The organism is Bacillus sp. TH30 (assembly GCF_016650875.1).
GTDB lineage: Bacteria > Bacillota > Bacilli > Bacillales > Bacillaceae_G > Bacillus_A > Bacillus_A mycoides.
This window is the reverse complement of record NZ_JAEKEY010000002.1, coordinates 4,545,647-4,571,157: the sequence shown is the minus strand read 5'-3', so window position 1 is coordinate 4,571,157 and position 25,511 is coordinate 4,545,647. Positions and strand designations below refer to the sequence as shown.

Below are 25,511 nucleotides of genomic sequence, written 5' to 3'. Positions count from 1 at the left end.
GACCACCTATTATGAACTGGCCCCAAAATTTAGACAAAAAATTAAGCGGCTATTTGAATGTGAGTCCGGTATTGTACTGGACTCATTCCTTTTAACTTTGCTTTAATTCTTTTGTGATTATAAAAATCTATATAATTATCTGATTCCATCTTATAATGTTCCATACTTCAAATTCTTTAAGATAAATTACATTCGCCTTGTCTTGTTCTGTAATTTCTTCTCTTTTTGAACTAAGGCCTTTAACTTTTTTAAATAATCAATATCCATACGTAAACGTTCATTTTCTTCTTGTAATGCCTCTACTTCAATAGCTACAATATTTAACTTTGATTTTGTATTTATATTTTCCATAGCTGGACCTCCTTTCTTCTCTTCATATAGGAAATCTAGGAAATCCACGCCTTTTAAATCAAATATTTCCTTCCACCTACGAACCAATAAACTCCTTAACAAAAACGGTTTATTTATTTCATTTATCGTTATTATATATCTAAAAATTCAGATATACCCTTTGAAAAATCCTCTCTGTATTCATTCCATATTTATCTCTCGCAAATAAATCGTAGTACATATTATATCCAACACATTTATAGGTCTTAATAGTATTTTTAACAAAATCTTCTTGAATTTAAATAGACATGCCACTTTGAACTGTCAACTCCATCTATATTGATAAATATGAAACATCTAATATACTTGACATTTCAATGACTTATAACAGGAAAATATATACCTTTAATGAAACCTGATGTATCTTTGCTTTGTAAGTCATAGTTAGTTGGCCAACTTTCAATGCAATTTAACAATAAAAAGTAAGGGGGACCTAAAATGAATCAAGTATTAAAGAAAAGTAAGAAAAAAATGATGTATCTAGTTGGTTCACTTCTAATTTCTCTATCAATGTTTTCAACTACAAGCTTTGCAGCTACAGAAGGTGCTGTAAAAAGTGTTACAAATAGTAACTATACCGGGATTGCAGCTGATATAAATCTACCAAAGTCAGTTGTTGTTAAGGGGGGATATATCAATTGGTATTTAGGTATTGGAGCGTCTAAAGTTGAAGGTGGTATTTCAAAAACACCAAGTGGATATAAAGTATTTCTTAATTCAGGATATAATGAATCCGGTCAAAACAGTAAGTATTGCAATACACAGTATGATACATCAATTAAAGATGGTGATCGAGTAAATCTTAAATTAGTTAATAACGGAAATGGTACGGTTACTATGTATGTAAATGGAAGCCCTAGATACATAAATCAGCCTATATATGGTACATTTTCTCAATATGAAACAGTAAAAATGGTTCAGGGGGTTGAAGATACTGGACGTAATTCTGTTAGCCAAGCTAGCTTTTCAAACGTGCTACTAAGAGCATATATGTCTGGATCTACCTACAAAAGTTGGAACAGTTCAATTTCTTCTTCATTCTCTAGACACGGTACTTATGGTAGCAATTTCACAATTTATTCACAAGTACCGTTAAGCGCAAGTTTACGTTAAGTATGCTATTTGCATAATAATGTTTTCAAGAAAAAAGTAGCTGTACTTTTGTGCAGCTACTTTTTTATGCAATAAATCAGTAATAGATATTCGAGCTGCAATACATGCCCCTTTTATACTTTGAAATGTAATTTGCAAACTACAATTTGACATAATTCTAATAGTATGGGATGTATATTTCTCCATAAAAGTAACTTATTTTTATCTCTTTTAAATAATTTATTATATTATTTTCATCTAATTAGGCACAGAAACGTTTTGCAAAATCTTACTACTTTTTAGGAAAAACGTTTTTAGGGTACATTTTAAAATAGCTCTTTTTCTTTGAAATGTTTCTGTGCTTAATATTTAAAATATCTTATGTCAAAATTTTCCGCAACGAATATGTTAAATGATTCATAATTATATATAATATGGAATATTAAAGTTAAATATTCCGTATTATACTCTATTAAATATAGCGTATTTAATTTATTAGTAATTAATTTATTAGTCTAAGTATGAATTATAAAGTATGTTCGTTTAAAATTGTCACAATCTAATTTTATATTCGACGTTTTTAATTACTCGTGAAACATTTGCAAATGTTTTAACCGTTATGTATAAGGTAAATATCCCCTCTAAATATAAGATTTACTTAATTTAGATTCTTTCTCTCATAGTCGTAATGTCGAAAAAAGTCGAATTTTTATATTTTTTCTTTATTTTCTGGTTGTAAACGTTTTATTTTCATGTTACCATCTTAATCAAACATTAGATGGTAATAAAACTTAAAGTATTTCTTTCCCTTAGAGACATATAAACGTTCGGTAATACCATGAAAATAAGGCCAAAGAAATATGAGTTACCTGATAAAAGATTTAATAGGATTTTTACCACCTTAATTTTCTGTTAATTCAGAATGTAACACTTTAACATTTTGTCCCTAAACAAAATTTAAATTTTAGTGTGGTAAACTCAAAAAGCTAAATCACCCACCCAAATTAATAAATGATATATCCTGTTATATCTAGCGATCAGTCATGAGAAATAGATTTCTTCCTAAGAAAACTTAGCCCATTAATAAAAAGTGTCTAAATTTCTATCTTTATTACCATCTATTGTTGATAACGTATTTACCAACTATAAAAAAGAACCTATTGAAGGTTCTTTTTTATTATAATCATTAGCACTTCAATTATTGATAATCATTGGTGTTGAATCTTTATTCCCTCACCTTATATAGTTTTCTTTTATTAACACTTGAAGACTTATTGAGGTACGGTTCTGATTTTAATTTTTTTTTATTTTTAAGCGACTAATTTCCGAATGATGGGCCATCCACAGTTTTATATCTAATAAAGAAAGAATTATGTCTGTTTCAAGTGACATTTTGCTTACCTCCTTCTCTCTTATGGGTTATGTAGATAATATATCTCTTGAATCTGAAGCCTTTAGAACACATAATGGATACCCTAAAAAACAGACTTTATTTTATCTTTATCTTATCTTTACCTTATCTTTAAATTTTTCTATTAAACTTAGCATTTAGAAAAAAATTTTCGAGTCTAAAAAAGCTGGGAAATAGAGAATTATTGAATTTTTTTAATAACCAGCCACCATTGAAAATAGGGTTTCTTGTAAAAGGAGGAGTAATATTTGAAGAATAAGAGAAAAATACAAACTATTATATTATTCTTTATTAGTATTTTAGGGTTAGGAACAATAATCGGGATACTATATTTTAATGACAAAACCAATACTCAAAAAAATAAAGCGTTTGCTACCGAGGAACGTTTATTGCAATATGAGCCCATCATGAAAACAGAATTAGAAAAATATAATTTGGGAGAAAAAACAGCAATTTTACTAGGAATTATGTACCACGAGAGTAGGGGTGAGGGCAACGACCCTATGCAATCTTCCGAATCACTTGGATTAAAGCCAAATGAAATCCAAGAGATAAACTTGAGCATTAAACAAGGGGTAAAGCACTTTGTTCAAATGTATAGATATGGGGAAGAAAAAGGTGTTAGTATGGATACAATTATTCAAAGCTATAATATGGGGCCAGGCTATATTGATTTTATTGCCAATCAAGAAGCTAAACAACACTCGGAAGATACAGCTAAACAGTTTTCTAAGTTGAAAGTTGATCAGAATCCAGCTACATACACTTGTGGTGGAAATAAACAAAATTTTAGATATCCATATTGTTACGGTGATTTCACATATACAACAAAAGTGAATGAAAAAGCAAAACTGATTGAAGAACGCCTCCAAAAAAATTAAAATTGTATATATTTGTTTGAAGGAGTTTTCCATTTACTTTTATATGGTTTTTCATCAACTTTTATCCCCTCTTACCATCTAAATGTATATATACAACTATCGTATCATATTTCAATTTAAATACGGATCTAGTTACATATTCCGCAAGAAATCTATCCAGAATATAAATAAAATCACCCTTTTACATGAAATAGTATCCACTTAGCGAATTCATTAGGCATAAAAATAAATGTAGATTCAATAAAAAGAGAGCACCCTCGCTATTGGTGCTCTCAATGTGAATTGGGGTTTATCCTGAGCATTGAATAGGACACGAAGAACTCGTCCTGTTACATAATATTATGCTTGTCCATATTATAATGTGCAATAAAAAAAGCACCCTCGCCCAGGCGCCAAGAGATATATATACGTTGAGGTAACTAACACGTTAGAAAAGGCCCTTCCATATCATTATATGATTATCAATTATCTTTATACCTAGCAGACTCATTAAATACGTTTAATGTATCATTTCTATTAGTTTAACCATGCCTAATGCCATCCAATTCATGGTTAGTATTCTAAATAGACCAACGATGTATTATAATCCTTTATATACCCAAGGAGGTTTACCATGCTTAATTTTCATAAAACATTCCCCATCTTAGGATTCTTTTGGTTTTTATATAGTTTTATCGGCATCATCTTTTTATTACTATTCCTTAGCGTGTAGTAACAACGCGTATAAATATATGTTTAATGTGTGATTTCTATTATCGGCTTTGTTAACTAACACTTAAATTATTTTAACAGCCTTTTGTTTAATTCCCTCAAAGCTGTTTTGTTACTATCCCATTTTAAAAGCGTTACGGCTTCCTCAAAGCACAACCATTTATACTTGAAGTGTTCTTTAGATAATTTAATATTTTTTGTAGGAACTTTAACTCCAAAAGAAAATTCTTTTATTACATAAACATCTTCTCCCCAAAGAAATTCACCAACTACATCCTCTACTGGTAGTGAAGACACAGAATCTAGTTTTATATATGGACATTCTCTTATAATACCAGCCTCTTCAAACGCTTCCCGTTTTACTGATTCAATAGGAGTCTCACCATCTTCTCCACCACCAGCTATTCCTTGCCAATAACCATAATCACTTCGATTAAAAATGCCATATTGAATGGCATCATCAGTTTTTATATAAGGAAATATCAATACTTGATACGGCGCTCTCATTGCTTAACCTCCTCTCGAAAAAATATGAACAATTTATTCACTAACTTGCTATTTTAGTAAATAAAGAGCCAACATCAAAATTCTACATTAATAATGCAGGTTTATGGTATTGGCTCTCCATTTTTTAAGAATTTTATTTTTCATAAATAGGTTTACTCTTAACGTGATAAAAACCTGCTTATTTCTTATTTAATTTGCTTAGCGTGTTTTTTTCGAAATGCTGGCGGTATCACATGTTGACTAACCAGTCCAAATAGTCCCTAAAACGTTCGTTTAAGGAACTTTATTTATATCTATCAAAACTGACTGAAATATGTTTAAAATTCAGTTCAAAAACTCATTACCAAAAACAAAGTTTTATATCAAACATCAAATACCGTTTATGGAACACTCTTAATGTACGGAAAACCAAGTTTTTTAAATAAAAAGTTCCTTAGCGTACGAAATTCGCGTTATGTTGGCGGGACCCCATCGCCATCAAGTTAAGGTTTTGAAGTACCCCTAAACGAAAAAATTCTTTCTCTATAGGGGCACCATATCAAAAAAGAAAATTGTAAGTTTAGACACATTTTAGATACAAAATAACCGATTCCTTATACGTTAAGGGACCGGTTATTTATTTTCCTACTTTTTTAGGGAGGTTTTTCTTGTAATGGTCTTAAATGATTGATTTAAGGTTATAAACTTAAATCATAAATAAAAGATAGAGTAAGAACTATATAAGAAATAAATGTAACGAAAACAAGAAAACATATAAACTGAGCATTAGATACATATTGTTCTATTCTTTTTTTCATTTTAATTAGTATTATTTTTCAGATGTGAAGTATCAATTTGAATTTCACCTTTCCAAGATCCAATTACTTTTCCAATTCTATTTATATTTACATCTAAAGTAAGGGGCTGTTTAAAATCGTCTTTTCCTCCAGTAACTATAACAAATGTAGCAACACCTTCGGGTTTATCATTATCACGAATGCCTACATCATTTAATTTTTTACCTGCTGCCATAAGTTCAAAAGGAAGACGGTCATCTGAATCATGGATAAATGATAGTCTCCCTTCATGTTTAATCTCAGGGTTTTCCTCTTGTTGCCCATTAATTTTACCATCACTTTCGAGCTCTAATCCTGATGTATCAAATTCAAATGGTACTAAACTTCCGTCAGCTTTTTCCATTCTATAATGAACTGATATACGTGAATCTGCGATATATAATTCTTTGAAATGTACAGTAATACCTTGATCTGTAATTTTTTCATCAATAGGAATATATTTACCATTCTTCATCATATCTTGTGTGACACCATTTTCATCTTGTATTCCTTCATTTACAACTTTATCATTTGTAATTGCATCAGAAAAATATGAGGCAACATTTGTAGCCGCTACTTGTACTTGTGGAATCATTGCTGTTGTGAAAAGTGCTGCTGCAGCTACTGCTGTATACATGAAACGTTTTGATTTTTTACTCATGTTTGTAAAGAGTCCCTTCTTCTGTTGTTTTTTGTGATTTATATTAGAAACATTGTCTAGCTTGGAACGACTTTCAAATGTTTTCCATGCTTGTTCTATATCAATTTTGATTTCTTGTGGTGAATTTGCAGATTCTTCATCTAGCATTACGTTTTCCCATTGATTTAATTTACTGATTTCTACTAATAAATCTTGGCATGCTTCACATGTATCTAGGTGCTTTGTGAATTCCTTTCTTATATCATGAGAAAGTTCTCCATCAATATATGTTTGAATAAATCCGATATCATAACATTTCATTTGTTATGCCTCCTCCATTTGTTTATAAATCTTGCGAAATTTCATTTTGGCTCGGACCAATAATGTTCCAATAGAAGATATTTCAATTTGAAGTATTTCTGCAATTTCTTTATATTGAAAACCAGAGAATTTCATTAGTAAAAGGGTTCGTTCTCGATCATTCATTTTATTTAGTATCGTTTGTACCTTTGTAATTTCTTCTTTTCTTATCCAATCATCGTCTAATGATGAAACATTTTGTACTTCATGGTATTGTATTTCTTTATCAATCTTCGCTTGTTGCCTTTTTTCAGATCGCAAATGGTTATAAGCTACATAAGTAGAAGATTTAATCAACCATCCAGGTATGTTTTCAATTACTTTCCAGTCGCTACGATATAATTGTAAAAACACTTCTTGTGCTAACTCTTCAGCGATAGATTGATCTTTAACAATCCATATAATCTGTTTCACAGCATAAGCATAGTACTGCTTAAATAAATCTTCAAAAGGCATATCAGAAGCATGACTTTCTTCATTTTCTATGGTTAACATGTTAGTTTAAACCTCACTTTCAATTTGATGCCTGTATTATGGAGAAACCAGAAAAACGGATTTTGTGACAGTTTTTCTGGTTATTTTTTTATTATGTACTAAAAAAAAAACATTCATCTGATTAAAAGATAAATGCCAAAAGGGAAATGAAAACATAAAACTATAACTCTTGCAGTAGTTTTCTATTAATGGGGTACCGCCACATCGCTATTAAGCTAATAAAAAGAAATGACCCCTAGAATGAAAAAAACGCCATCCTTTCCTATGATTCTACAGAAAGAATAACGTATTTTTTCATTTTAGGGGAACAATTAATCTCTTAAGTTGATGAGCATGCAGCAAGCTCCTTTAAAGCTAGTATTGTGGTACCAGGCTGCCCTCTATACTGAAAAGGTAATATCACAACTCAAACTGCTATATTTATTTCCTGTCGAATACACTCTTTTTTATTAGCACGTTTCCATAAATATATGGTGTAGAAGAATAAAATTGCAATAATAATATATGCAAAAAGCGACGAGGCTTGAACATTCCCCATAAAATTAAAGAAATTATTAAAAGCGTGGAAAATAATGGTGATAATAATTGATTGCTTATTTACGATAAGTAAGGACAGAACAAGTCCAACTAAAAAAGCATATATGATTTGTAAAATGGTATCTTCAATAGACTGCCCACCAATTAGTTGTAATAAATGGGTGATACCAAACAAAAAACTTGAAATCAAAACTGATTTTTTTATCCCCTTTGAAAACAACATTTTGAGCATAAATCCACGAAAAAAGATTTCCTCAATAAATGCAACAACAAAAAATTGCATGATAAACATAAAAAATAAGTCAGATACCGATGTTGTGTTTAATCCTTTATTACCAAGTAGTATTACTAATAGAACAAGCACTAATGGGGAATTTAATAAAATGGTATTCTTCATTGAATTATTTAACTTAATATCAAAGAAATAGAATTTCCACTTGTTCTTTATTGTTAAATATATTAAAATTCCCACTGCTAAAGGAACAAGTCCAATAAATTGTAATACTGGACTGAATGGCTTAGTAATAGTTTGATAGGCCCCGTTAAGCATGTAAAAAATCATTAATAAAAATTCTAACCCAATAATTTTTAAAACAATATTCTGATTTACCTTCATCTAGAATCCTCCCCTATTTATCGATTTGAGCATTTTTCTTTTGGATTACTGCACTGTTACTATTTATAGATTAATAGTAACTTATTAATTCACCAAATAATTTACTGATATTTCAAAAAATATAGCATAAAACACTTTATTGTCCTCATGATAAGGCAAACAAATACCTCAAACGAGAAAATTGATCTCTTCAAATTGAAAATATATAAAATTCCTTTTTGGGAGTTTTATATATTTTTTTAGTTGATGGCGATGTGGTGAGACCCCATAAAGAAAAGACACCCTAAGGTGCCTTCCTCCGACTTGAACCACTTTAATTTAATAATATGTATTAGACATTAAGTAAACACGTCCTATAAAACAGAATCATTTATTTTCAACAGATTGTTAGTGTACAAATACAAGAGAATCGAGATCGTTTGTTTGGCTAGATTAAAGCAACGCAACGCCACACCTATATGGTTGAGATGTGTTACGCCTTCTAATCGGAGAATCAGCTTTATAGAACGTGTCCACAATTTATATTTTACTACATGTAATATTTATTTTATGTAATTTTTACAAATATGTATAATTACATAAAATTTACGAGAAAAAGAGAGTATACTTTGATATTGTGTAATAAAGATAAGGCCCACCTACGGAAATAGGTGGGTTTTTTGTTGGGCATTACTATCTCATTGCACAAAAGGGAATTTGCATTAAAATAATATCATATTCTTAGAGTTCTTATATTGAGAAAAAAGACACTCTTATGAGTGCCCCTTTTTTTAGTAACCGAATCCGCCGCTACCGCCGCCCCAACAACTACATCCTATAATGATTAACAGGATGAATAGAACGATCAGTAAAGCAAATCCGCCACCTAACTGTCTACGCTTAAAGACTAAAGTTATCTTTAGCCCTCCAAGACTCGCTACGAGCGAATGGCTAGTTCTTACTCGACGGGAATCCCCCCCGTTATATGATACGACCTAGGCTCGACCGCACACCTGCCTCGTTAGTTAATATGAAAATGAAACCCAATGTCTTTCAGGCGAAAGTATAATCTTGGTTTGGAAATATACAACTGTTTGGACATAAAAAAGACCATCGAAATGATGGTCTTGCAGACTGTAGACAAATGCATAAAATAACGAATGAACCTTTCTCTGAACACTTACTTTACTTCTTTAATAAATAGTCTAACGTTTTCAGCGATTTCTTTGAATTTGGTATGGTGTAAATAATGTGATCCATCCATGGTTACTACTTTTCCATGTACCGAGTCTTTGATCTGCCCTTCATGCAGAGGTATCCATCCTGCTACATCTTCATTATTCGCTTGTACAAAGAGAAGAAGTGGAAGATATTTAGGGAAGATTAAACCTTGAGCCCCTTTAAAATTAGACGAAATATGATCCATCTCATTCAAGGTTGTGTCATTATACATGTTTTTATTCGAAATCATTTTCATTTGCTCTACGGTTTTTTCATCAAATGCCAGTCCAGCATAGGGGTCAGCACTGATTTTCATAGCCAATCTTAAGAGACCTGATTTTTTGAGATATGCAAACGTTTTTAATGGGAAATTGATATCCATACCCGGTTGTGTTGCAACACTGCTATCGATTCCGACAAATGCAGTCACCTCGTTTGGATATTTGTTCACATAATCAATTCCATAAATACCTGTAATGGAGTGGCCCATGAGCATGTATCTGTTAATATTAAGCTGCTGTAGAGCTTCATGAACTTCACTTACCATATTCTCCGTGGTTCGCTCTTTTACAGTTTCATCACTTAATCCATAACCGAAAGGCTCTACCGCAACAACTTTGTAAAATGGAGATAATTCATCGATAAGAAGCTTAAAATCAAGCCCTGGAGTAGCTGTTCCATAACCAGGCAGGAGCACGATCGTTTCCTCGCCCTCGCCTTGAATTAACACATTCATATTTCTCCCGTCTACAGATACGTGCTGCCCGTAGGGCACTATTCGTTTTTGCTCCGAATGACTACTCATCACATTTGCGATATAAACAATACCTAAAAAAAGTACAATGGCTAGAACGATTGCTCCTATGATTTTAAGTAAGATGTTTCGCACTTTCTTTATTTTCATTCCACTCAGCGTTTTCTTTTCCTCTTGTTGTGTCACTGTCATCTTCTCCTGTCCTGATCTGTTTGCCTTCCTTCATGTGCCTGTAATGAAAACTTAACCAATGAAGATGTACTCACCATGACGACAATATGAACTGAATATGAACTGCCAAAAAAAATGCTACGGCTCTATATGCAAGTAAGCTTGCATATGAGTCGTAGCATAGAGAATGAATCTAACTAATCTGTTGGTGTAGTGATTGGCAAGGTGACAATGAAGGTCGTTCCTTGACCAAGTTCACTTTTCACTCGGATGTCACCTTGATGAAGCGACACGATCTGTTTAACGATAGCGAGTCCCATACCACTTCCGTCATACTTACGACTGTGGGAACGATCGGCCTTAAAAAAACGCTCGAATATACGCTTCTGGTCGTCAAGGTGAATACCAATACCAGTGTCGGATATTAGGATTGTGACGTTTTTGATATCTTGTTTGATGCTTACGTTAATCACGCCGGTATCCTCGGAAAATTTGATGCTATTTCTGAGGATATTCGTCCATACCTGATTTAACAGGTCATGATCAGCCGTTATTTTAACTGTCTGTAAATCAAGCTCGAAATGTATATCGCGAGCAGACCATTGTGGCTGGAGCGCCACGATTATCCGTCGGATTTGTTCATCGAGGCTGAGCGTGACGAGCCGCAGTTGCTTTGACTGCGATTCAAGAAAACTCAGCTTTAGCAGGTTATCGCTCATTTTGGACATCCTTTTCGCTTCAGCGATGATAATATCAAGATAACGGCTTCGTTCGTATTCTGAAAGGTCAACTTGCTTAAGCACTAGAGCATAACCGGATATCGAAGTGAGCGGAGACTGAACCTCGTGCGACACGTTCGTTACGAATTCCCTGCGCATCCGCTCAAGTTGCTGCAGATCGTGCATCATTTCTTCGAAGCTGCGAGCCAAAGTACCCAGCTCACTCGTTTGCTTAATATTCAACTTGACGTTGAAATCTCCAGATGCTATCCGCTTGGTCGCTTTTGTCAGCTTTTTTATCGGTCTTACCAGGAATACAGAGGCAACTAGAATCAATAAGCTTCCTGTAATCAACGAACATGTTGCAAAGACCAATGCCCATTTTGTGACAAAAGAGGCTGAAGGAGGGGCGAGCGCTTCCAAAAATATCGCTTTCGTTCCCATTTCCGTTTTCAACGGCAACCCTAAGAGGACCGTGGCAATACCATTAGGAGTGTCCTGAACAACACCTCCATCTAATACTTTCTTTAGTTGCTCCATCGTCACAGGCGCAGGTTTGTGTCCGTGAAGTTTACCGTAAGACTTGAACTGACCCGTTGCTTCGTAAATTCGAATATAATAAGAATCGAGCTGCTTCATTTCACTTACGAACAAGTCCGCTTCATGTAACGGAAAGGTCTTGTAAATCCGGACGATGTCTTGGCCAAAGTTACGTAAGTTGATTTGAGCGTTTTCGTTCAATTTATCTTCGAATATCCAAGTTGACACCAAAAAAGAAATGATCGTGCCCCCGATGATGGAGACTAAAAATGTCAGGACAACACGTATATATAAGGATCTGATCATTCATAAACCTCAAGCCGATACCCAAGCCCGCGCACCGTTTCGATCCGAAAATCGGGTGTTGTCGCGAACCGTTCACGCAGCCGTTTAATATGTACGTCTACCGTTCGATCATCTCCGGCGTAATCGATACCCCAAATCTGATCGATCAACTGCACGCGCGTATAGACTTGTCCGGGTGTTCCAGCGAGCTTATACAGCAATTCGAACTCCTTTAGCGGCAACGTAAGCGACTCCGTCCCTTTCATCACCTTATAGGTCTGTCGATCAAGGATGACGTTCCCTAAATGGATCGTCTGCGTGGAGCCAATCTTGTATCGTTTGAGTAGTGCCCTAACACGAACCGTCAACTCTAACGGATCGAATGGTTTGGTTAAATAATCGTCCGTCCCAAGTTCGAAACCTTTCACTTTCTCCCATGTTTCTCCTCTCGCAGTCAGCATAAGTAAAGGTAGATCAGGATTGGCTCTTCGGAGCTCCTTGCTTAACGTCCAACCATCCATAATCGGCATCATAATGTCAAGTACGACAAGATCGACATTCGTTGAGATGTAGACGGCCAGTGCTTCCTTGCCGTCCGCTGCTTCAGCTGTTGCGAATCCGTCGTTGCGTAGAAATAAACAGACGAGTTCGCGAATGTTCGCATCGTCGTCAGCAACTAGTATAGTAGGCATCGGTTCCCTCTTTTCCCTGTTTTCCACCGCATTATTTCAAGCAATCATTATACTATAAATTAACACGTATGTTGATTAACCAAAGTAATACAGTTTCTTGATTTATCGACCTGTAGAATTCAAGTGTTTCTTTCAAACTAATTTGTCACTCAATTGACAAGGCTTCACAAAGAAACAGGCGTGTGAAACCTGCAAATGACAAGCGTTTATTTTGTCTTTTGGCCTTGTGCACGAAGAAATTTCAGCAAAGCATAGGCAATTATAGCTGTGAATAACTGATTGAACAACGCATTGGATGTTGTGCCAAACAATACGGGAACGTTCAAATTCAGCTAAATCCAGCGGAAAAATGATTCAATTGCCCAGCGCTATTTGTACATGGCGGCGATTCCTTCGGACAGATAGATTGGTAGAACGCATATTCCCCAAACTACTCCAGTAATTACACCATCTGAAATAACACGTCCCATACCCACTAATTATTTTTCATCAAATGCGTAAATGGCGTATCAACTTTGATTGCACATTCGTTCCAAATCATTACTTGTTAATTTAAGTGAATTCCACCATAAAGATTCATATAGGTTTAGTAATTAGTCAAAGTTATTAGGGTGTTCTGTCGTATAATTTATATATTATTATATAATTACCTCCTGATTTTCGTATATTATAGTTCTACATCAACACATAATATATAACTTTTTCTCATTGCTTCTTGAACTAATCTGCTCCGTTCAAGAAGAACCCTATCAGTTTAAATAACTCAGATTTTGGCAAAATTAAATTGATTCAAATGATACCCACCTTTTAGTAATCTCAGAAAATTTCTTAGTCGCGAGTGAGGTTGGTTTTCTTATAGCTAATCCAATAGTTCGATAGCTATCACTTTCAAGTGGAATGGCTGCAAAAGAAATTTTTGATGTCGGTATAATCATTTCTGGCAATATACTAATTCCTAGATTATTCTCCACCATGGAGATCACTGAGTATTCATTCATATTTTCGAATCTAATATTGGGACTAACTTTATTCTCCCTAAATATTTTTTGAATATCATCATAACACTGATATGTTGGCATAATAAAAGGTACATTTTCTATTTGTTGCATTGATACTTGGTTTTCCTTACATAATGGGGATTGGTTAGATACAACACATAAAAGTCGATCCCTCTTCAATTGTACGATTTCAAAGGATTTTTCAAAGGATTCAAAGTAAGTATCATTATTAATAAATCCACAATCTAATCTCCCGTTTTGTAACCAATTCTCAACCTCAGCATAGTTTCCTTCCAGTAATTCGATTTCAATATTTGGAAACTTTTCCTCCATTTTTTTAAGAATACCAGGAATCCAGTTTTTAGAAATACTCGAAAAAACCCCCACTCTTACTGTTCCTTTTTGGAACCCATTGATAGCGGCTACTTCCTGCTTCAGCATGTTGTTATAGTATAAAATTTTCCGAACGGTAATTAAAAGCTCCTCTGCATTTTTGGTCAATGTTAAAGTAGAGTGATTACGAATAAATAAAGGAAAGGACAACTCTTTTTCCAAACTGCTAATTGCATGACTTACAGCAGATTGGGTGAAACCTAACACTTCTGCAGCTTTTGTAAAACTATTGAGTTCTGCCACTTTGTTAAATATTTCATATTTTGTTAAAGTCACTATGGTCCTCCTCATGAATTTTATTCATGTCTCCATTATATTTCTTCGTTTTATTTAATGCCATTACCAACATACAATAAGTGCATGCTCTATTATATGACCCTTGACAAGGGATGTATTTTTTATGGAAGGATGAAGTGAAATGCAAAAAATTTTAGTTACAGGTGCTGCAGGTAAGATTGGCCAAGATGTTACAAGATTCCTAGATAAGCAAGGGAATTACCAGTTACGGCTAGCAGATATTAACTTATCTGCTTTAGAAACTTTTAAAGATACAAATCATGAAATCATATATTTAGATGTTTCTGATTTAGCTGCTTGTCAAGAATTTACGAAAGGTATAGATATAGTTATACACTTGGCAGGTAATCCTTCGCCAAATGCTGATTTTTATGGCTCCTTATTAGAAAATCATATAAAGGGAACCTATAATATTTTTAGAGCTGCTAGTGATAATAATGTATCCAAAGTGATAGTTGCTTCCAGTGCTCAAACAATTGAAGGCTATCCTTTGGATTATCAACCACATGCTTATTCACCCACGAGGCCCAAAAATATGTACGGGGTAAGTAAGTGTTTTGCAGAGGCTGTTGCTTCTTATTTTGCTTATGAAGAAGGGTTACAAAGTCTTGCTATTCGTATAGGTGCATATGATGATTATAATCCATATGGTAAACCACTAACAGCTAGAGATATGAGTGCATACTTAAGCCCAGAAGATTTTATGGACCTTCTCTTAAAGTCGATGACGGCAAAGAACTTACCTCCATTTTCAATTTTACATGGTGTATCTAACAACAGGTTTAAACGAATTGATATTGAAGGAACAAGAAAGTTAGTTGGTTATAGCCCAAGTTCTGATGCTTTTGTACTAAGTGGTATTAAGTTTTTTGATTCTTGATAAAGGCATATCTAGAAAAGAGATTATATTATTGTTATTTAGCTTTTATTTGTTCTATTTTCAATAGCTACAGTTTCTATAATCATAAATATTCCAATTTTCCCGGATAGAGCACACTATTCTTCTGTCTCATTTGTGGAACAACTCTATTGTCACCACTAGTTCCACAGATGTTCTTTTCCTTTTCAACATAATGGGGTAGCACCATCAAAACGCGAATTTCGTACGCTAAGCAAAATTTCATAAGAAAAAGCCGATTTCCGGTACTCTAAGAGAATAACTGGCTTTTTACTGTTAAGTTGTTTGTAGTGATCGTAGGGAGTCTATTGATGCAATTTCTTTTATACTAAATCGGTATTTTCCTAGAATATTAATGTGTTCCCATTCTAATGGAGAAATATAGTTCAATAATTCTTCATTAAGATGGGAATTACATAACTCAACTTTCGCACCTATAAAATAAGCGGGGAGATTTAGCTATATTGAATTTAGAGTCTATCAATTGTGTACTGTACAACTTGAGTAAAATGAAAAACACCTCAATCCTTGGTATAGTGAGATTACCTAGAAATCACTACCACAGAAGAGGTGCCTTAACTACAATAGCTCAAAATAACCAATATCATCAACTACCAAAAGAACTTAATTCTATTTTTTCCGAGCTTGAAATGAAGATCCAGCTAAGGATGCAGTCTATCGCTTCTTATAAACGGTGCCAATGTTCAATTGGCGCCCTTTCCTGCTGCTGTTTAGTATGAATGCGATTAAAAAAGTAACTCGACTTACGAAAAAAACACTCCAAAGTGTTGATTGTGCTTATCATCGTAACTGCAGTAAAAAGTTGAATTGCTAGCACACTATTTTGAAACCTTGGTTAACTATTCCAACTTTGAAGTATTTCCTGTTTTTAATCAATGAGTAAGGGCAAAATTCAAAGTATATGGTGGCACTATTTGTACTTTGTCCTGTAATCTTTGCTCATCGAATAAACCTAGAGCTATCACTCATGCCTTCAGTTGAACACCCTGATGACTGAGCTAAGATAAATTATGGATGAAGTGCCCGTGCCATCGCATCAAAATAATTCTGACTGGCACGCTGACTTACTACGGCTTCAGGCACAAATACTTCAAAACAATGGAAGCAACCGGGGTAGAGGTGAAATTCAACGTCTACTCCTGCTTGTGCAAGTCGTGTTACATATTCAATAGTTTCATCTCGAAATAAATCGAGTTGACCTACACATGTATAAGTTGGCGGTAGCCCTGCTAAGTTTTCTGCTCTCGAAGGTACGGCATAGGGAGATAGTTCGTTGGAATCTTTCTCCTTGCCCAAGTACATACTCCAAGCCGCCAAATTGTTTGCTCTATTCCATGTTGCGTGGTCTTCTGTAATCTCATAGCTTGATGGTGTTATGTTGCGGTTGTCAAGCATCGGATACAGCGGCATCTGGAATATAATAGATGGACCTCCTTTATCCCGAGCCATTAACGCAAGCGCTGCTGTTAGTCCACCGCCTCCACTTGCACCGGCGATCGCAACTCGATTCACATCAATGCCCAGCGAGTCTGCCTCATTTGTCATCCAAACCAAGCCTGCATAACAATCTTCGATGGCCGCTGGATAAGGATGTTCGGGAGCAAGTCGATAATCGACAGACACAACAACGCATTTAGCATTCTGAACAAAGCGTTCACACAAAACATCGTCCATATCGGGGTGTCCCATTACGTATCCGCCACCGTGAATCCACAGCATAGCTGGAAGTTTATCAAGATTGTTCTCAACGGGTTCGTAAATTTTAACTAACATCTCGCCAGCAGCGCCAGGAATCATTCGCTTGGTCATGTGTACAAGCTCTGATTTTTCCAAATGTGGATTCGACAAGAGACTTCGACTCGCCTCTAGATCCCCCTCTAATTGAAAGCCTGGAAATTGTGAGAAAGCCTGTTTTAATTCTGGTAATACTCGACTGTCAATTTTCATATAAATTCCTCCAGTTAAATAATGAGACTTGATGCAATCCTTATGGAATAATTAACGGAATAGATGTGTCTCCTGTTCTCCTTCAGCTTCCCATTTGGCAATTTCCTCTCTTACACGAGGGGCAACTTCTGTTCCAAGCAATTCTATGGCACGCATGACTTGATCATGTGGCATGGTACTTAATGGTACATACATCATAAAGCGTGTAATCCCTACATGCTTACGTAGATGGATGATTTTTTCGGCGACTGTATCTGGATCACCAACATACAATGCCCCTCCAAAACTTCGTGCAGCATCAAAGCTGGAACGATCATAATAAGGCCACCCCCGCTCTTTACCAAGTTTATTCATGCCTGCCTGAGTGGACGGGAAAAATGTATCTGCTGCCAATTCCGTATTCTCTCCAACAAATCCAATCGAATGAGATCCCACCTGAAGTTTTGATACATCATGACCAGCGTGAGCCGCCGCTTTCTTATATAGCTGTACAATTCGTGCAAAGTGCATTGGGCTACCACCAATAATCGCCAGCATAAGTGGTAATCCCAGAAAACCGGCACGGATAGCAGACTCCTGATTTCCACCGCTACCAACCCATATCGGTAAAGGATTTTGAACAGGTCTTGGATACACACCTAAATTATTGATTGCTGGTCGATGTCCGCCTTCCCAAGTCACTTTTTCGGACTGACGTATTTTGAGCAGTAGGTCCAAATGTTCTTCAAACAGTTCTTCATAGTCCTTCAAGTTATAGCCAAACAATGGAAAAGATTCGATAAAGGAACCACGACCCGCCATAATCTCTGCGCGTCCATTTGAAATGCCATCCAGTGTGGAAAAATCCTGAAAAACGCGCACAGGATCAGCTGAAGAAAGCACAGTTACTGCACTCGCGAGCCGTATCTTTTTCGTTTGTGGTGCCGCGGCTGATAGAACCATCGCTGGAGAGGATGCTGCATAATCCTTCCTATGGTGCTCACCAACACCAAACACATCAAGTCCTACTTGATCAGCAAGAACGATTTCTTCAACAACTTCACGCAATCGCTGTGCGTGACTTATCACTTCACCACTATGTACATCTGGTTTCGTTTCTACAAAAGACGTAATACCTATTTCCATTTGTTATCTCTCCTAGTCCAATTAGATTTTAAGTCAAAAAAATTAATCATTTCCTTTATGGTAGTAACGTGTTTCTCATATTGGCTAACACACGTTTATTTCATGAAATCTTAACTCGTCTGGTCATAGCCCAAAAAAGAAGAGCGAAAGCACTGACAGAGGCTCCGAGTAAGGAAACCCCTCCCCAGCCAAAGTGTGCGTATATTTGAGTCGACGCAATTGAACCACCAGCACTGCCGATAGAATAAAACACCATATATCCAGCAGTAAGTCGACTCCGTGCTTCTGTATGCAATGGAAGGATCATGGTTTGATTCGTGACATGTATTGCCTGTACGGCCAAATCAAGTAGAACTATCCCTATCACTAACGCGATTAATGACTGCTCTATATAACTGATGAACAACCATGAAATCAATAATAGAGCTAAAGCAATACCTGTCGTTCGTTGTCCGTAACCTTGATCGGCCAATTTCCCTGCCCGTGCCGCAGCTAAGGCTCCAGCCACGCCTACAAGACCGAATGCGCCAATTGCACTATGAGATAGAGAAATTGGCGGTGTACTAAGTGGCAGTACTAGTGAAGTCCACAAAATGCTGAAATCAGCAAAAATCAGCATAGCTAGAACGGAGCGAACGCGTAACGTTCGTTCTTGAATAAACAAAGCAAGCACCGATCTAATCAACTGAGGGTAGGATAGCGATTTTACCTCGCGCTCAACATTGGGCAACATCTTTATAAACATAAAAACCATCAAAAGCATGAGCGCAGCAGAAAATAGATATACAGAACGCCATCCCGCAACATCTGTTAATATACCAGCAAAAGTACGTGCGAGAAGTATGCCAATAACAATCCCACTTGTTACAATGCCAACGACACGCCCTCTTTCTGTAGGGGAAGCGATGGTCGCTGCAAACGCCACGAGAGTCTGTGTCACAACTGCAAGCAGACCCACCAAAGCCATACCTGCGAAAAGCACCATGCTGGAGGAAGCAGTACCAACTATAACCAGAGCTGTTGTAGATAATAGCATCTGACCGACAATTAGACGTCGCTGGTTTAGCAAATCTCCAAGCGGTACGAGTAGCAGTAAGCCCACTCCATAAAAAATTTGTGTAACGGTAATAACAACACCAATAATGGAATGGTTAATACTAAACTCATTAGATAGTTGATCAAGCAACGGCTGTGCAAAGTAAATATTGGCAACAGACATTCCACAGGCAGCCGCAAACAATAATGCCAAAGCGTGAGACATGGATGGCTGTTGATTCAAATTAGGTTTTGTTATGGAAGATTTATGACTTATCTTAGTGTAGAGTGGATCATCTTCTATATTTGTCTCTGTTTTAAACATACCTTAACCTCCAATCACATTAGATTTTTAATCATAACATACCGTTCAGTACAATATGATTACTGGTAAATATAACTTAGTCTCATTCATGATGTCAACGATTTATTTGCACTAAAGTTAATGTTGTATTAAATGAATGGAGATTGGTTTGACATAGATAATGGCTAACTATATAATAATTACATACTGTTTGGTAATAAAAACAACAATTGTAATTACCTACACACCTATCCTAAAACAATTAATAAAATCAAAGTTTGAGAAGGAGAATTCTTAATGGCAAGAACTCGTGAATTTGATGAGGATCAAGTTTTAGATGCAGCAATGCAGTTATTTTGGGAGAAGGGCTATGAGGCTACCTCATTAAGTGATCTTACTTCTAGAATGGGCATTCAACGCCCTAGTATTTATTCAGCTTTTGGAGATAAGAAAGAATTGTTTGAAGCCGCACTTCGCAGATATACAATGTCTCGGGCCTCTGATACACGAACTAGGCTTCAAAGTCACTCCTCTGTAAAAGAGGCATTTTCTATTTTCTTTGCCGATGTCGTCAATGAAGAATACGCAGGAGATCTTAGTAAAGGTTGTTTTTGTATCAATACAATGGTTGAACTAGCACCTCATGATGAGCGATTTGAAATTTTGACCAGAGAACATCAAATGTACCTCGCCGTCATTTTTCAGGAGACGATCGAACGTGGAATCCAATCAGGTGAGCTGGAAGTCAACACAGATGCAAAGTCTTTGGCACAGGCACTGATTGTAGCGTTAATCGGCCTAACGGTTATGATGAAATCTCGCCCCCAACGTTCATTTGTCGACAATGTAATAGCAGCGACGCTCACATTACTTAAGTGACATGATTGTATATGAAAGTACGAAAACTATACCTTTATAGGGGTAGCGTCAAATCTCCATCAAGCTACAATCTTATAGTACCCCCAGAACGAAATTTTGTGCTAACTTGTAACAAAAATGCTCATTTTTTCATTTCGGGGTAATTCTGAATTCTTAAGTTGATGGGTATGGGGAGCACCACATGCCCATCGACTCAAAATCTCATACCACCACCCTACAGTAATTTCCTTTCGTTTTATTTTATCTGAACGTAGTGTGTAGCAGACTATGAATATTATACTTATGTAAAAAAAGGCTAACAATTCAAGATTGTTAGCCTTAATCGCGCCTTTTAAAAAATAACTCAATATAACAAATGATCGATTCTTCAACTTGCACTATATTCTCCTTTTATTACAAAAAACGAACCCCGAATTGTTCCAGCAAGTTTAGACTTCTGCCTAGCAAACTTAAATTTCTCTTCTAACTCCTTTGGTATCTCCATTCCCTCAGAAAGCTTAAATCCAACGGCCCGCTTCTTTGGGTTATCCAACGTATACATGACGTTGACTGCAAGACCATCCTCGTAGAAGACGTACGCAAATTTGATATTCTCTACTTGAAAACGTGATGTTTCTAAAGGTATGGCCGCAAACTCAATATCACGTTCTTCTTTCAAAATGCGATTCACATAATCAAGAGTCTCCCCGCTTTCATTAGCTGGTACAACCGTAAATTCATGCTTGTATTTGTTCATAAAGTAACGAGCTTCATGGGCGCGTAAACCAGCAAGCGCTTCTGCTACAGGTGAAGACTCTAAGCCAGCTTTAGTTACATTTTTAAAATCAACGATACAGGACAATTCCATCTCTCCTTTTAACACTTTACTTCCTAACAACTGGAATCCATATTTCACCAAATACTAAGCCGTTTCGCTGCCCCATCTCAACTGTTGTATTTGGCCCACCAACATAGGAAAAATCTTTTACTTCTGCTAATGCTTGACCAAATGCAATGCCAGTAAGCTTATTACTTAGCTCCTCAGCTGTATTACCTTCCCCTTTAACTACTAGGTATTCTCCCCTCGGAAACTGGATAACTCTAGATTCTTCTTGTATCGTTGCCTCTGTCATGACACCAGCGTAATACATCATCTTGTTATTCACCGCTTCACTCACAGAAAAAATGTAATCATTTGTAGCTAAAGCTTTTAAAGTGTCCAACCTTCCATCTTGTTCGACGGCCAGCCAAAAGTCTGCCTTTTCCTTGTTTATGCCCGCAAAGTCTGTATAGTGGCTCTTAAGTTCAGTTCCAATACCTAACACGATAAAGCTATCTTTTTCTTCTATTGTATAATTTTTCATATTTAAAACCTTCCTCACTTTTAAATTAATCAAACGATTTATCTTTTCACTTGATGAGTTTATAATATCTTTAAATCATGTCAAAAAATGATACTGTTTAGGAGACTAACATGAAAAAAGTTGAACGGATTAATACGATCATGCGCTATATTAACAACCGCTCCCACTTTACAATTTCTGAAATCATACGAGAATTTAACATCTCACGATCGACAGCTATTAGAGACATTAGAGAAATTGAAGCCATGGGGATGCCGCTCGTCGCTGAAGTTGGAAGGGATGGAGGATATTTTGTCATGCATAACTCTATCCTGCCCGTTGTTCGCTTTACTGATAATGAGGTCAAAGCTCTTTTTATTGCCTTTATGGCCACAAGAAATCAACAACTTCCCTATCTAAAAAGTCGTCAGTCTTTAGCCGAAAAACTACTAGGACTCATCTCAGAAATCCAGCAGGATGACCTTGTTCTTTTAAATCAAATCTTGCTTTTTGAAGGGACTAACCCTCATAATCCTGACCTACTTGAGCTTTCTGACCTCCCCCATCCTATGTTAGAAAAACTCATCCAAATCCTTCTTTTAGATAGCCATTTATTGATTACCGTAAAAGAAGAGGAGGAAACCAAGTCTTATCCAATTTATCTACTGCACCTTTATCAAGAAAAAAGCCATTGGATAATTGAAGGCTTTGACATAAAAGAAGAAAAAAAGAAGATGCTCCCTGTCGATCATCTCATCAATCTCGAACCCTATACGACGAAAAATAGATTAAGTAAGAAAAAAATTTTAGAAAAACTCAGTAAGAAGGACGAAGCAATCAACCTTGTACTTGAACTTGGTCCAAAAGCGATTGCCCAGTTCAAAAAATACCATCCTATAAAAATTTCTATTTCCTATACAAATCCTTACCAATCCACAGCCATTCTAAAGACTTTTATCAATGTTAACGATCTCGATGAATTAACAGAGATAACAAATTGGCTACTTTTCCTAGGTAAAGATATCAAAATTAGGGAAGTGCCTGAAGAAGTGTTAGAAGGTTTAAAAGAGAGATTATGTTTATACTGCCCATAAGCAGTGACCCGTTACACCTAAAATAATATTGAGTTTGACTAGATGCCAGTTACCCCTATTTTCAAGCAAATAGAGAAAATATTTTATTTACTACCGCTGCTTTAAACGCTCTTCTAGTCATAACGCGAACACAAAAAAGACATGAACTAATCTTTGTTCATGTCTTTTTATATTAGAGTTTAACCTTCGTTAAAATTCGAGTGTGGATTTATCTTATCCATAAGATCTTTCATTCTTTTTTCATATTCCACTATTTTTGAACTAAAACCAACAATAATGACTTAGAATAATGACTTAATACTTGCTAAAACAGTAAGTACACCTACAACAATAACAAATACATTGCTCATTTTCCCTTTGTATTTAGCTAGTACTGGTACTTTACTAATCGCATACATCGGTAATAGACATAAGATAGCAGCAACTAATGGACCGCTCAGAGAATCAATAATTCCAAGAATACTTGGATTTGTATAAGCGACAAACCAGCATGTTAATACAACAAAAGTAAGGATCATTGTCTTAATTGTTTTTTCTTCAATAACTTTTCCACGTGTTTTACCGAACTTAATAATCATGTCACGCATTACCTCAAATGCTCCTATATAATGGCCAAGGAAAGACTTTGTAATAGCCACAAAAGCAATGATTGGAGCTGCAATAGTGATTACAGGCGAATTAAGCTCATTAGCAAGATATGAAAGGATTGATAAGTTTTGCTCTTTTGCCATTTTTAAATCCTCTGGAGTCAAACTCAGTGTACTACTCCAAACGAAGAACATAACTACAACGAATGTCATGATATAACAAACTTTTTGTATTTGTGCACATTTAGCATCAGTAGCTTCTATTCCATACGTAGCCTTCTGTTTCACAACAAATGATGAAATCATAGGTGAATGATTAAATGAGAATACGATGATTGGTAGAATCATTAATATCGTTCCAAAATATCCTGTTCCTGTTGAAGCAGTAGAAACACTTGAAAAGCTAAGCATTGACGTATTCCACTGTGGAATTAAAGATATTGCGATGAAAAGTAGAGAAGCTATGAAAGGATATACGAGCATACTCATGATTTTCACAGTAATATCTTGACCAAAATTTAGTATAGCAATAAGGCCGAGCACTAATACAAGAGATAAAATGGCCCTTGGAGGCTCCGGCATGTGCAATTGATGCACGATAAAACTACTTGCGGTATTTGTAAGCGCAACCGAATACATCAATACGATTGTATAAATTGAGCCGAAATATACGATGTTAAAAATGATACTTGCCTTATTTCCGAAATACTCTCTTATTGTGCCTGTAATCCCCTCATCAGCAGAATTAGAAGTGTAAATCATTTTAGCAAGTGCCCTATGTGAGTAATACATAACTGGATATGCAAGCAATGTAATTAGTAGTAATGATAATAAACCACCTGAACCTGCATTAATCGGTAAAAAGAGCACCCCTGCTCCAATTGCTGTTCCAAAAAGGCTCAATGCCCAGGTAGTATCTTGTTTATGCCACTTTTTAGGATCTAGATATTTCTCATTTTTCACTGCAGTGTTTTCAGCTTGAAATTCTATTTTTTTTGCAGTATTCCCATTCATATAATAAATCCCCCTTGTATCCTATTCTTACGTCTCTTTTTAGGCTTAAGAATATAGACCATTCTTAAAAAATGAACCGCTTACTTGATGCACCATATTGTAAACGATTCCACCTAAAGCTGTCTCTCTTAATGTGCGAGGCATTTATCCTCCAACCCTATACTTCGTCAGCATTGATGATATTGTTTACACCAGCTAATACGATGTCCACTGCTACTAAACTATTTTGAAGAAATTCCCCTTCTGGTCACACACCTTTCTGCAATTAATCGTTTCAGTCTGTCCAATTTAAAAATGTTTGATATTTTCTCCGTAGGTAATCGGTTACCTCTCGACGCCCTCATTATAACGTTTATATTTACGAGTCTAATATTTTTTTATTTTTAGAAAGACAGAATAAACAGAATTATGAATAGATAATAAATTACAATTGCTATGTAGCAATTGTGTCCATTGTTTGAAGCTGTATTAGTTAGCAAAAAGGGGAAAATAATACAGATATCATTTTTGTTAACACGTTAATTATATTGGGAACTCATTATAAAGATAGTTATATTCCCCTTTGCTGAAATATCTTATTTTAGACGTAAAAACTGTTATAATAAATAATCACTGTAGATATAAAGGAATAAATTAAGAAAACATAAAATCATCTAACCGAATAATTATAACTAATATCGAATTAATATTCATTTTTCAGAAAAAAAGAACTTCTTTACCAAGGAGCCACCACATCTTCTATAATGATTGACATGTTACGCCTTTCAAAAGAATAACACCA

At 35.5% G+C, this 25,511-nt stretch carries 22 protein-coding genes and 3 pseudogenes; 5 read left to right on the top strand and 20 right to left on the bottom strand.

What is annotated here, in order from left to right; all coding sequences use genetic code 11:
- Window positions 1-41: 41 nt before the first annotated feature.
- Window positions 42-164 (bottom strand): annotated as a pseudogene (locus tag JFU20_RS25640) (IS3 family transposase); the annotation flags it as partial.
- 22 nt (window positions 165-186) lie between these two features.
- The gene (locus tag JFU20_RS25635; protein WP_033710158.1) at window positions 187-351 is read right to left on the bottom strand and encodes a hypothetical protein; all 165 of its coding nucleotides are present in this window, start codon (window positions 349-351) and stop codon (window positions 187-189) included.
- Window positions 352-828: 477 nt separating this feature from the next.
- Here JFU20_RS25635 and JFU20_RS25630 point away from each other — a divergent pair, with 477 nt between their 5' ends.
- Window positions 829-1,503 (top strand): hypothetical protein, encoded by a 675-nt coding sequence (locus JFU20_RS25630; RefSeq protein ID WP_002016753.1) that lies wholly within the window; start codon window positions 829-831, stop codon window positions 1,501-1,503.
- On the opposite strand, the gene JFU20_RS25625 is transcribed toward JFU20_RS25630, so the two are convergent.
- On the bottom strand, window positions 1,495-1,689 hold the full coding sequence (locus JFU20_RS25625; RefSeq protein ID WP_201039251.1) for a hypothetical protein: 195 nt from the start codon (window positions 1,687-1,689) through the stop codon (window positions 1,495-1,497). The genes JFU20_RS25630 and JFU20_RS25625 overlap by 9 nt on opposite strands.
- A gap of 1,452 nt (window positions 1,690-3,141) precedes the next feature.
- Between JFU20_RS25625 and JFU20_RS25620 the strand changes: the two genes are divergently transcribed.
- Entirely contained in the window at window positions 3,142-3,774 is a 633-nt protein-coding gene (locus JFU20_RS25620; protein WP_002016752.1) for a lysozyme family protein, read from the top strand.
- Window positions 3,775-4,554: 780 nt separating this feature from the next.
- Here the strand turns inward: JFU20_RS25620 and JFU20_RS25615 are convergent.
- The 10 genes and pseudogenes from JFU20_RS25615 to JFU20_RS25570 form a co-directional block, all read right to left on the bottom strand.
- A complete protein-coding gene (locus JFU20_RS25615) occupies window positions 4,555-4,992 on the bottom strand; it encodes an NUDIX hydrolase (RefSeq protein ID WP_002016751.1) in 438 nt (145 codons plus the stop codon).
- A 798-nt stretch (window positions 4,993-5,790) separates the two neighbouring features.
- Window positions 5,791-6,768, bottom strand: coding sequence for a DUF4179 domain-containing protein (locus tag JFU20_RS25610; protein ID WP_002016750.1), 978 nt, complete (start codon window positions 6,766-6,768; stop codon window positions 5,791-5,793).
- A gap of 3 nt (window positions 6,769-6,771) precedes the next feature.
- Window positions 6,772-7,302, bottom strand: coding sequence for an RNA polymerase sigma factor SigX (locus JFU20_RS25605; protein ID WP_002016748.1), 531 nt, complete (start codon window positions 7,300-7,302; stop codon window positions 6,772-6,774).
- Between the two features lie 406 nt (window positions 7,303-7,708).
- Window positions 7,709-8,455 carry a CPBP family intramembrane glutamic endopeptidase gene (locus tag JFU20_RS25600; protein ID WP_002165342.1) on the bottom strand — a complete coding sequence of 249 codons (747 nt, stop codon included), beginning with the start codon at window positions 8,453-8,455 and terminating at the stop codon, window positions 7,709-7,711.
- A gap of 770 nt (window positions 8,456-9,225) precedes the next feature.
- On the bottom strand, window positions 9,226-9,351 hold the full coding sequence (locus tag JFU20_RS29865) for a YjcZ family sporulation protein (RefSeq protein WP_078205574.1): 126 nt from the start codon (window positions 9,349-9,351) through the stop codon (window positions 9,226-9,228).
- Between the two features lie 263 nt (window positions 9,352-9,614).
- Complete coding sequence (locus JFU20_RS25590; protein WP_002165341.1) at window positions 9,615-10,595, bottom strand: alpha/beta hydrolase; 981 nt, start codon at window positions 10,593-10,595, stop codon at window positions 9,615-9,617.
- A gap of 182 nt (window positions 10,596-10,777) precedes the next feature.
- The gene (locus JFU20_RS25585) at window positions 10,778-12,145 is read right to left on the bottom strand and encodes a sensor histidine kinase (RefSeq protein ID WP_002165340.1); all 1,368 of its coding nucleotides are present in this window, start codon (window positions 12,143-12,145) and stop codon (window positions 10,778-10,780) included.
- Entirely contained in the window at window positions 12,142-12,816 is a 675-nt protein-coding gene (locus tag JFU20_RS25580) for a response regulator transcription factor (RefSeq protein WP_001142154.1), read from the bottom strand. Before JFU20_RS25580 ends, JFU20_RS25585 begins: the two co-directional genes overlap by 4 nt.
- A gap of 386 nt (window positions 12,817-13,202) precedes the next feature.
- Window positions 13,203-13,448, bottom strand: a pseudogene (locus JFU20_RS25575) (GNAT family N-acetyltransferase); the annotation flags it as partial.
- Between the two features lie 147 nt (window positions 13,449-13,595).
- The gene (locus JFU20_RS25570; protein WP_002165339.1) at window positions 13,596-14,483 is read right to left on the bottom strand and encodes a LysR family transcriptional regulator; all 888 of its coding nucleotides are present in this window, start codon (window positions 14,481-14,483) and stop codon (window positions 13,596-13,598) included.
- A gap of 142 nt (window positions 14,484-14,625) precedes the next feature.
- On the opposite strand from JFU20_RS25570, the gene JFU20_RS25565 reads away from it, so the two are divergent.
- A complete protein-coding gene (locus JFU20_RS25565; protein ID WP_002014092.1) occupies window positions 14,626-15,384 on the top strand; it encodes an NAD-dependent epimerase/dehydratase family protein in 759 nt (252 codons plus the stop codon).
- Between the two features lie 1,047 nt (window positions 15,385-16,431).
- Here the strand turns inward: JFU20_RS25565 and JFU20_RS25560 are convergent.
- The 3 genes from JFU20_RS25560 to JFU20_RS25550 form a co-directional block, all read right to left on the bottom strand.
- Window positions 16,432-17,370: an alpha/beta hydrolase gene (locus JFU20_RS25560; RefSeq protein WP_002014094.1), complete on the bottom strand. Its 939-nt coding sequence runs from the start codon at window positions 17,368-17,370 to the stop codon at window positions 16,432-16,434.
- 51 nt (window positions 17,371-17,421) lie between these two features.
- Window positions 17,422-18,495, bottom strand: coding sequence for an LLM class flavin-dependent oxidoreductase (locus tag JFU20_RS25555; protein WP_002014095.1), 1,074 nt, complete (start codon window positions 18,493-18,495; stop codon window positions 17,422-17,424).
- A 100-nt stretch (window positions 18,496-18,595) separates the two neighbouring features.
- A complete protein-coding gene (locus JFU20_RS25550) occupies window positions 18,596-19,855 on the bottom strand; it encodes an MFS transporter (protein ID WP_002165338.1) in 1,260 nt (419 codons plus the stop codon).
- 276 nt (window positions 19,856-20,131) lie between these two features.
- On the opposite strand from JFU20_RS25550, the gene JFU20_RS25545 reads away from it, so the two are divergent.
- Window positions 20,132-20,713, top strand: coding sequence for a TetR/AcrR family transcriptional regulator (locus JFU20_RS25545; protein WP_002014099.1), 582 nt, complete (start codon window positions 20,132-20,134; stop codon window positions 20,711-20,713).
- 367 nt (window positions 20,714-21,080) lie between these two features.
- Here the strand turns inward: JFU20_RS25545 and JFU20_RS25540 are convergent, their stop codons facing one another.
- A complete protein-coding gene (locus JFU20_RS25540) occupies window positions 21,081-21,590 on the bottom strand; it encodes a hypothetical protein (protein WP_033710047.1) in 510 nt (169 codons plus the stop codon).
- The gene (locus tag JFU20_RS25535) at window positions 21,577-22,056 is read right to left on the bottom strand and encodes a GyrI-like domain-containing protein (RefSeq protein ID WP_002014101.1); all 480 of its coding nucleotides are present in this window, start codon (window positions 22,054-22,056) and stop codon (window positions 21,577-21,579) included. Before JFU20_RS25535 ends, JFU20_RS25540 begins: the two co-directional genes overlap by 14 nt.
- 110 nt (window positions 22,057-22,166) lie before the next feature.
- Here JFU20_RS25535 and JFU20_RS25530 point away from each other — a divergent pair, with 110 nt between their 5' ends.
- Window positions 22,167-23,129, top strand: a complete 963-nt coding sequence (locus JFU20_RS25530) for a helix-turn-helix transcriptional regulator (RefSeq protein ID WP_002014102.1) — start codon at window positions 22,167-22,169, stop codon at window positions 23,127-23,129.
- A 281-nt stretch (window positions 23,130-23,410) separates the two neighbouring features.
- Here the strand turns inward: JFU20_RS25530 and JFU20_RS25525 are convergent, their stop codons facing one another.
- Entirely contained in the window at window positions 23,411-24,730 is a 1,320-nt protein-coding gene (locus JFU20_RS25525) for an aromatic amino acid transport family protein (protein ID WP_002014103.1), read from the bottom strand.
- 147 nt (window positions 24,731-24,877) lie between these two features.
- Window positions 24,878-25,014 (bottom strand): annotated as a pseudogene (locus JFU20_RS30240) (L-serine ammonia-lyase, iron-sulfur-dependent, subunit alpha); the annotation flags it as partial.
- Between the last annotated feature and the right edge of the window lie 497 nt (window positions 25,015-25,511).

Coding starts and splice junctions, on each gene's coding strand:
- JFU20_RS25635 (WP_033710158.1), bottom strand. CDS start 351: ATGGAAAATATAAATACAAAATCAAAGTTAAATATTGTAGCTATTGAA.
- JFU20_RS25630 (WP_002016753.1), top strand. CDS start 829: ATGAATCAAGTATTAAAGAAAAGTAAGAAAAAAATGATGTATCTAGTT.
- JFU20_RS25625 (WP_201039251.1), bottom strand. CDS start 1,689: ATGGAGAAATATACATCCCATACTATTAGAATTATGTCAAATTGTAGT.
- JFU20_RS25615 (WP_002016751.1), bottom strand. CDS start 4,992: ATGAGAGCGCCGTATCAAGTATTGATATTTCCTTATATAAAAACTGAT.
- JFU20_RS25610 (WP_002016750.1), bottom strand. CDS start 6,768: ATGAAATGTTATGATATCGGATTTATTCAAACATATATTGATGGAGAA.
- JFU20_RS25605 (WP_002016748.1), bottom strand. CDS start 7,302: ATGTTAACCATAGAAAATGAAGAAAGTCATGCTTCTGATATGCCTTTT.
- JFU20_RS25600 (WP_002165342.1), bottom strand. CDS start 8,455: ATGAAGGTAAATCAGAATATTGTTTTAAAAATTATTGGGTTAGAATTT.
- JFU20_RS25585 (WP_002165340.1), bottom strand. CDS start 12,145: ATGATCAGATCCTTATATATACGTGTTGTCCTGACATTTTTAGTCTCC.
- JFU20_RS25580 (WP_001142154.1), bottom strand. CDS start 12,816: ATGCCTACTATACTAGTTGCTGACGACGATGCGAACATTCGCGAACTC.
- JFU20_RS25565 (WP_002014092.1), top strand. CDS start 14,626: ATGCAAAAAATTTTAGTTACAGGTGCTGCAGGTAAGATTGGCCAAGAT.
- JFU20_RS25560 (WP_002014094.1), bottom strand. CDS start 17,370: ATGAAAATTGACAGTCGAGTATTACCAGAATTAAAACAGGCTTTCTCA.
- JFU20_RS25555 (WP_002014095.1), bottom strand. CDS start 18,495: ATGGAAATAGGTATTACGTCTTTTGTAGAAACGAAACCAGATGTACAT.
- JFU20_RS25550 (WP_002165338.1), bottom strand. CDS start 19,855: ATGTTTAAAACAGAGACAAATATAGAAGATGATCCACTCTACACTAAG.
- JFU20_RS25545 (WP_002014099.1), top strand. CDS start 20,132: ATGGCAAGAACTCGTGAATTTGATGAGGATCAAGTTTTAGATGCAGCA.
- JFU20_RS25535 (WP_002014101.1), bottom strand. CDS start 22,056: ATGAAAAATTATACAATAGAAGAAAAAGATAGCTTTATCGTGTTAGGT.
- JFU20_RS25530 (WP_002014102.1), top strand. CDS start 22,167: ATGAAAAAAGTTGAACGGATTAATACGATCATGCGCTATATTAACAAC.
- JFU20_RS25525 (WP_002014103.1), bottom strand. CDS start 24,730: ATGAATGGGAATACTGCAAAAAAAATAGAATTTCAAGCTGAAAACACT.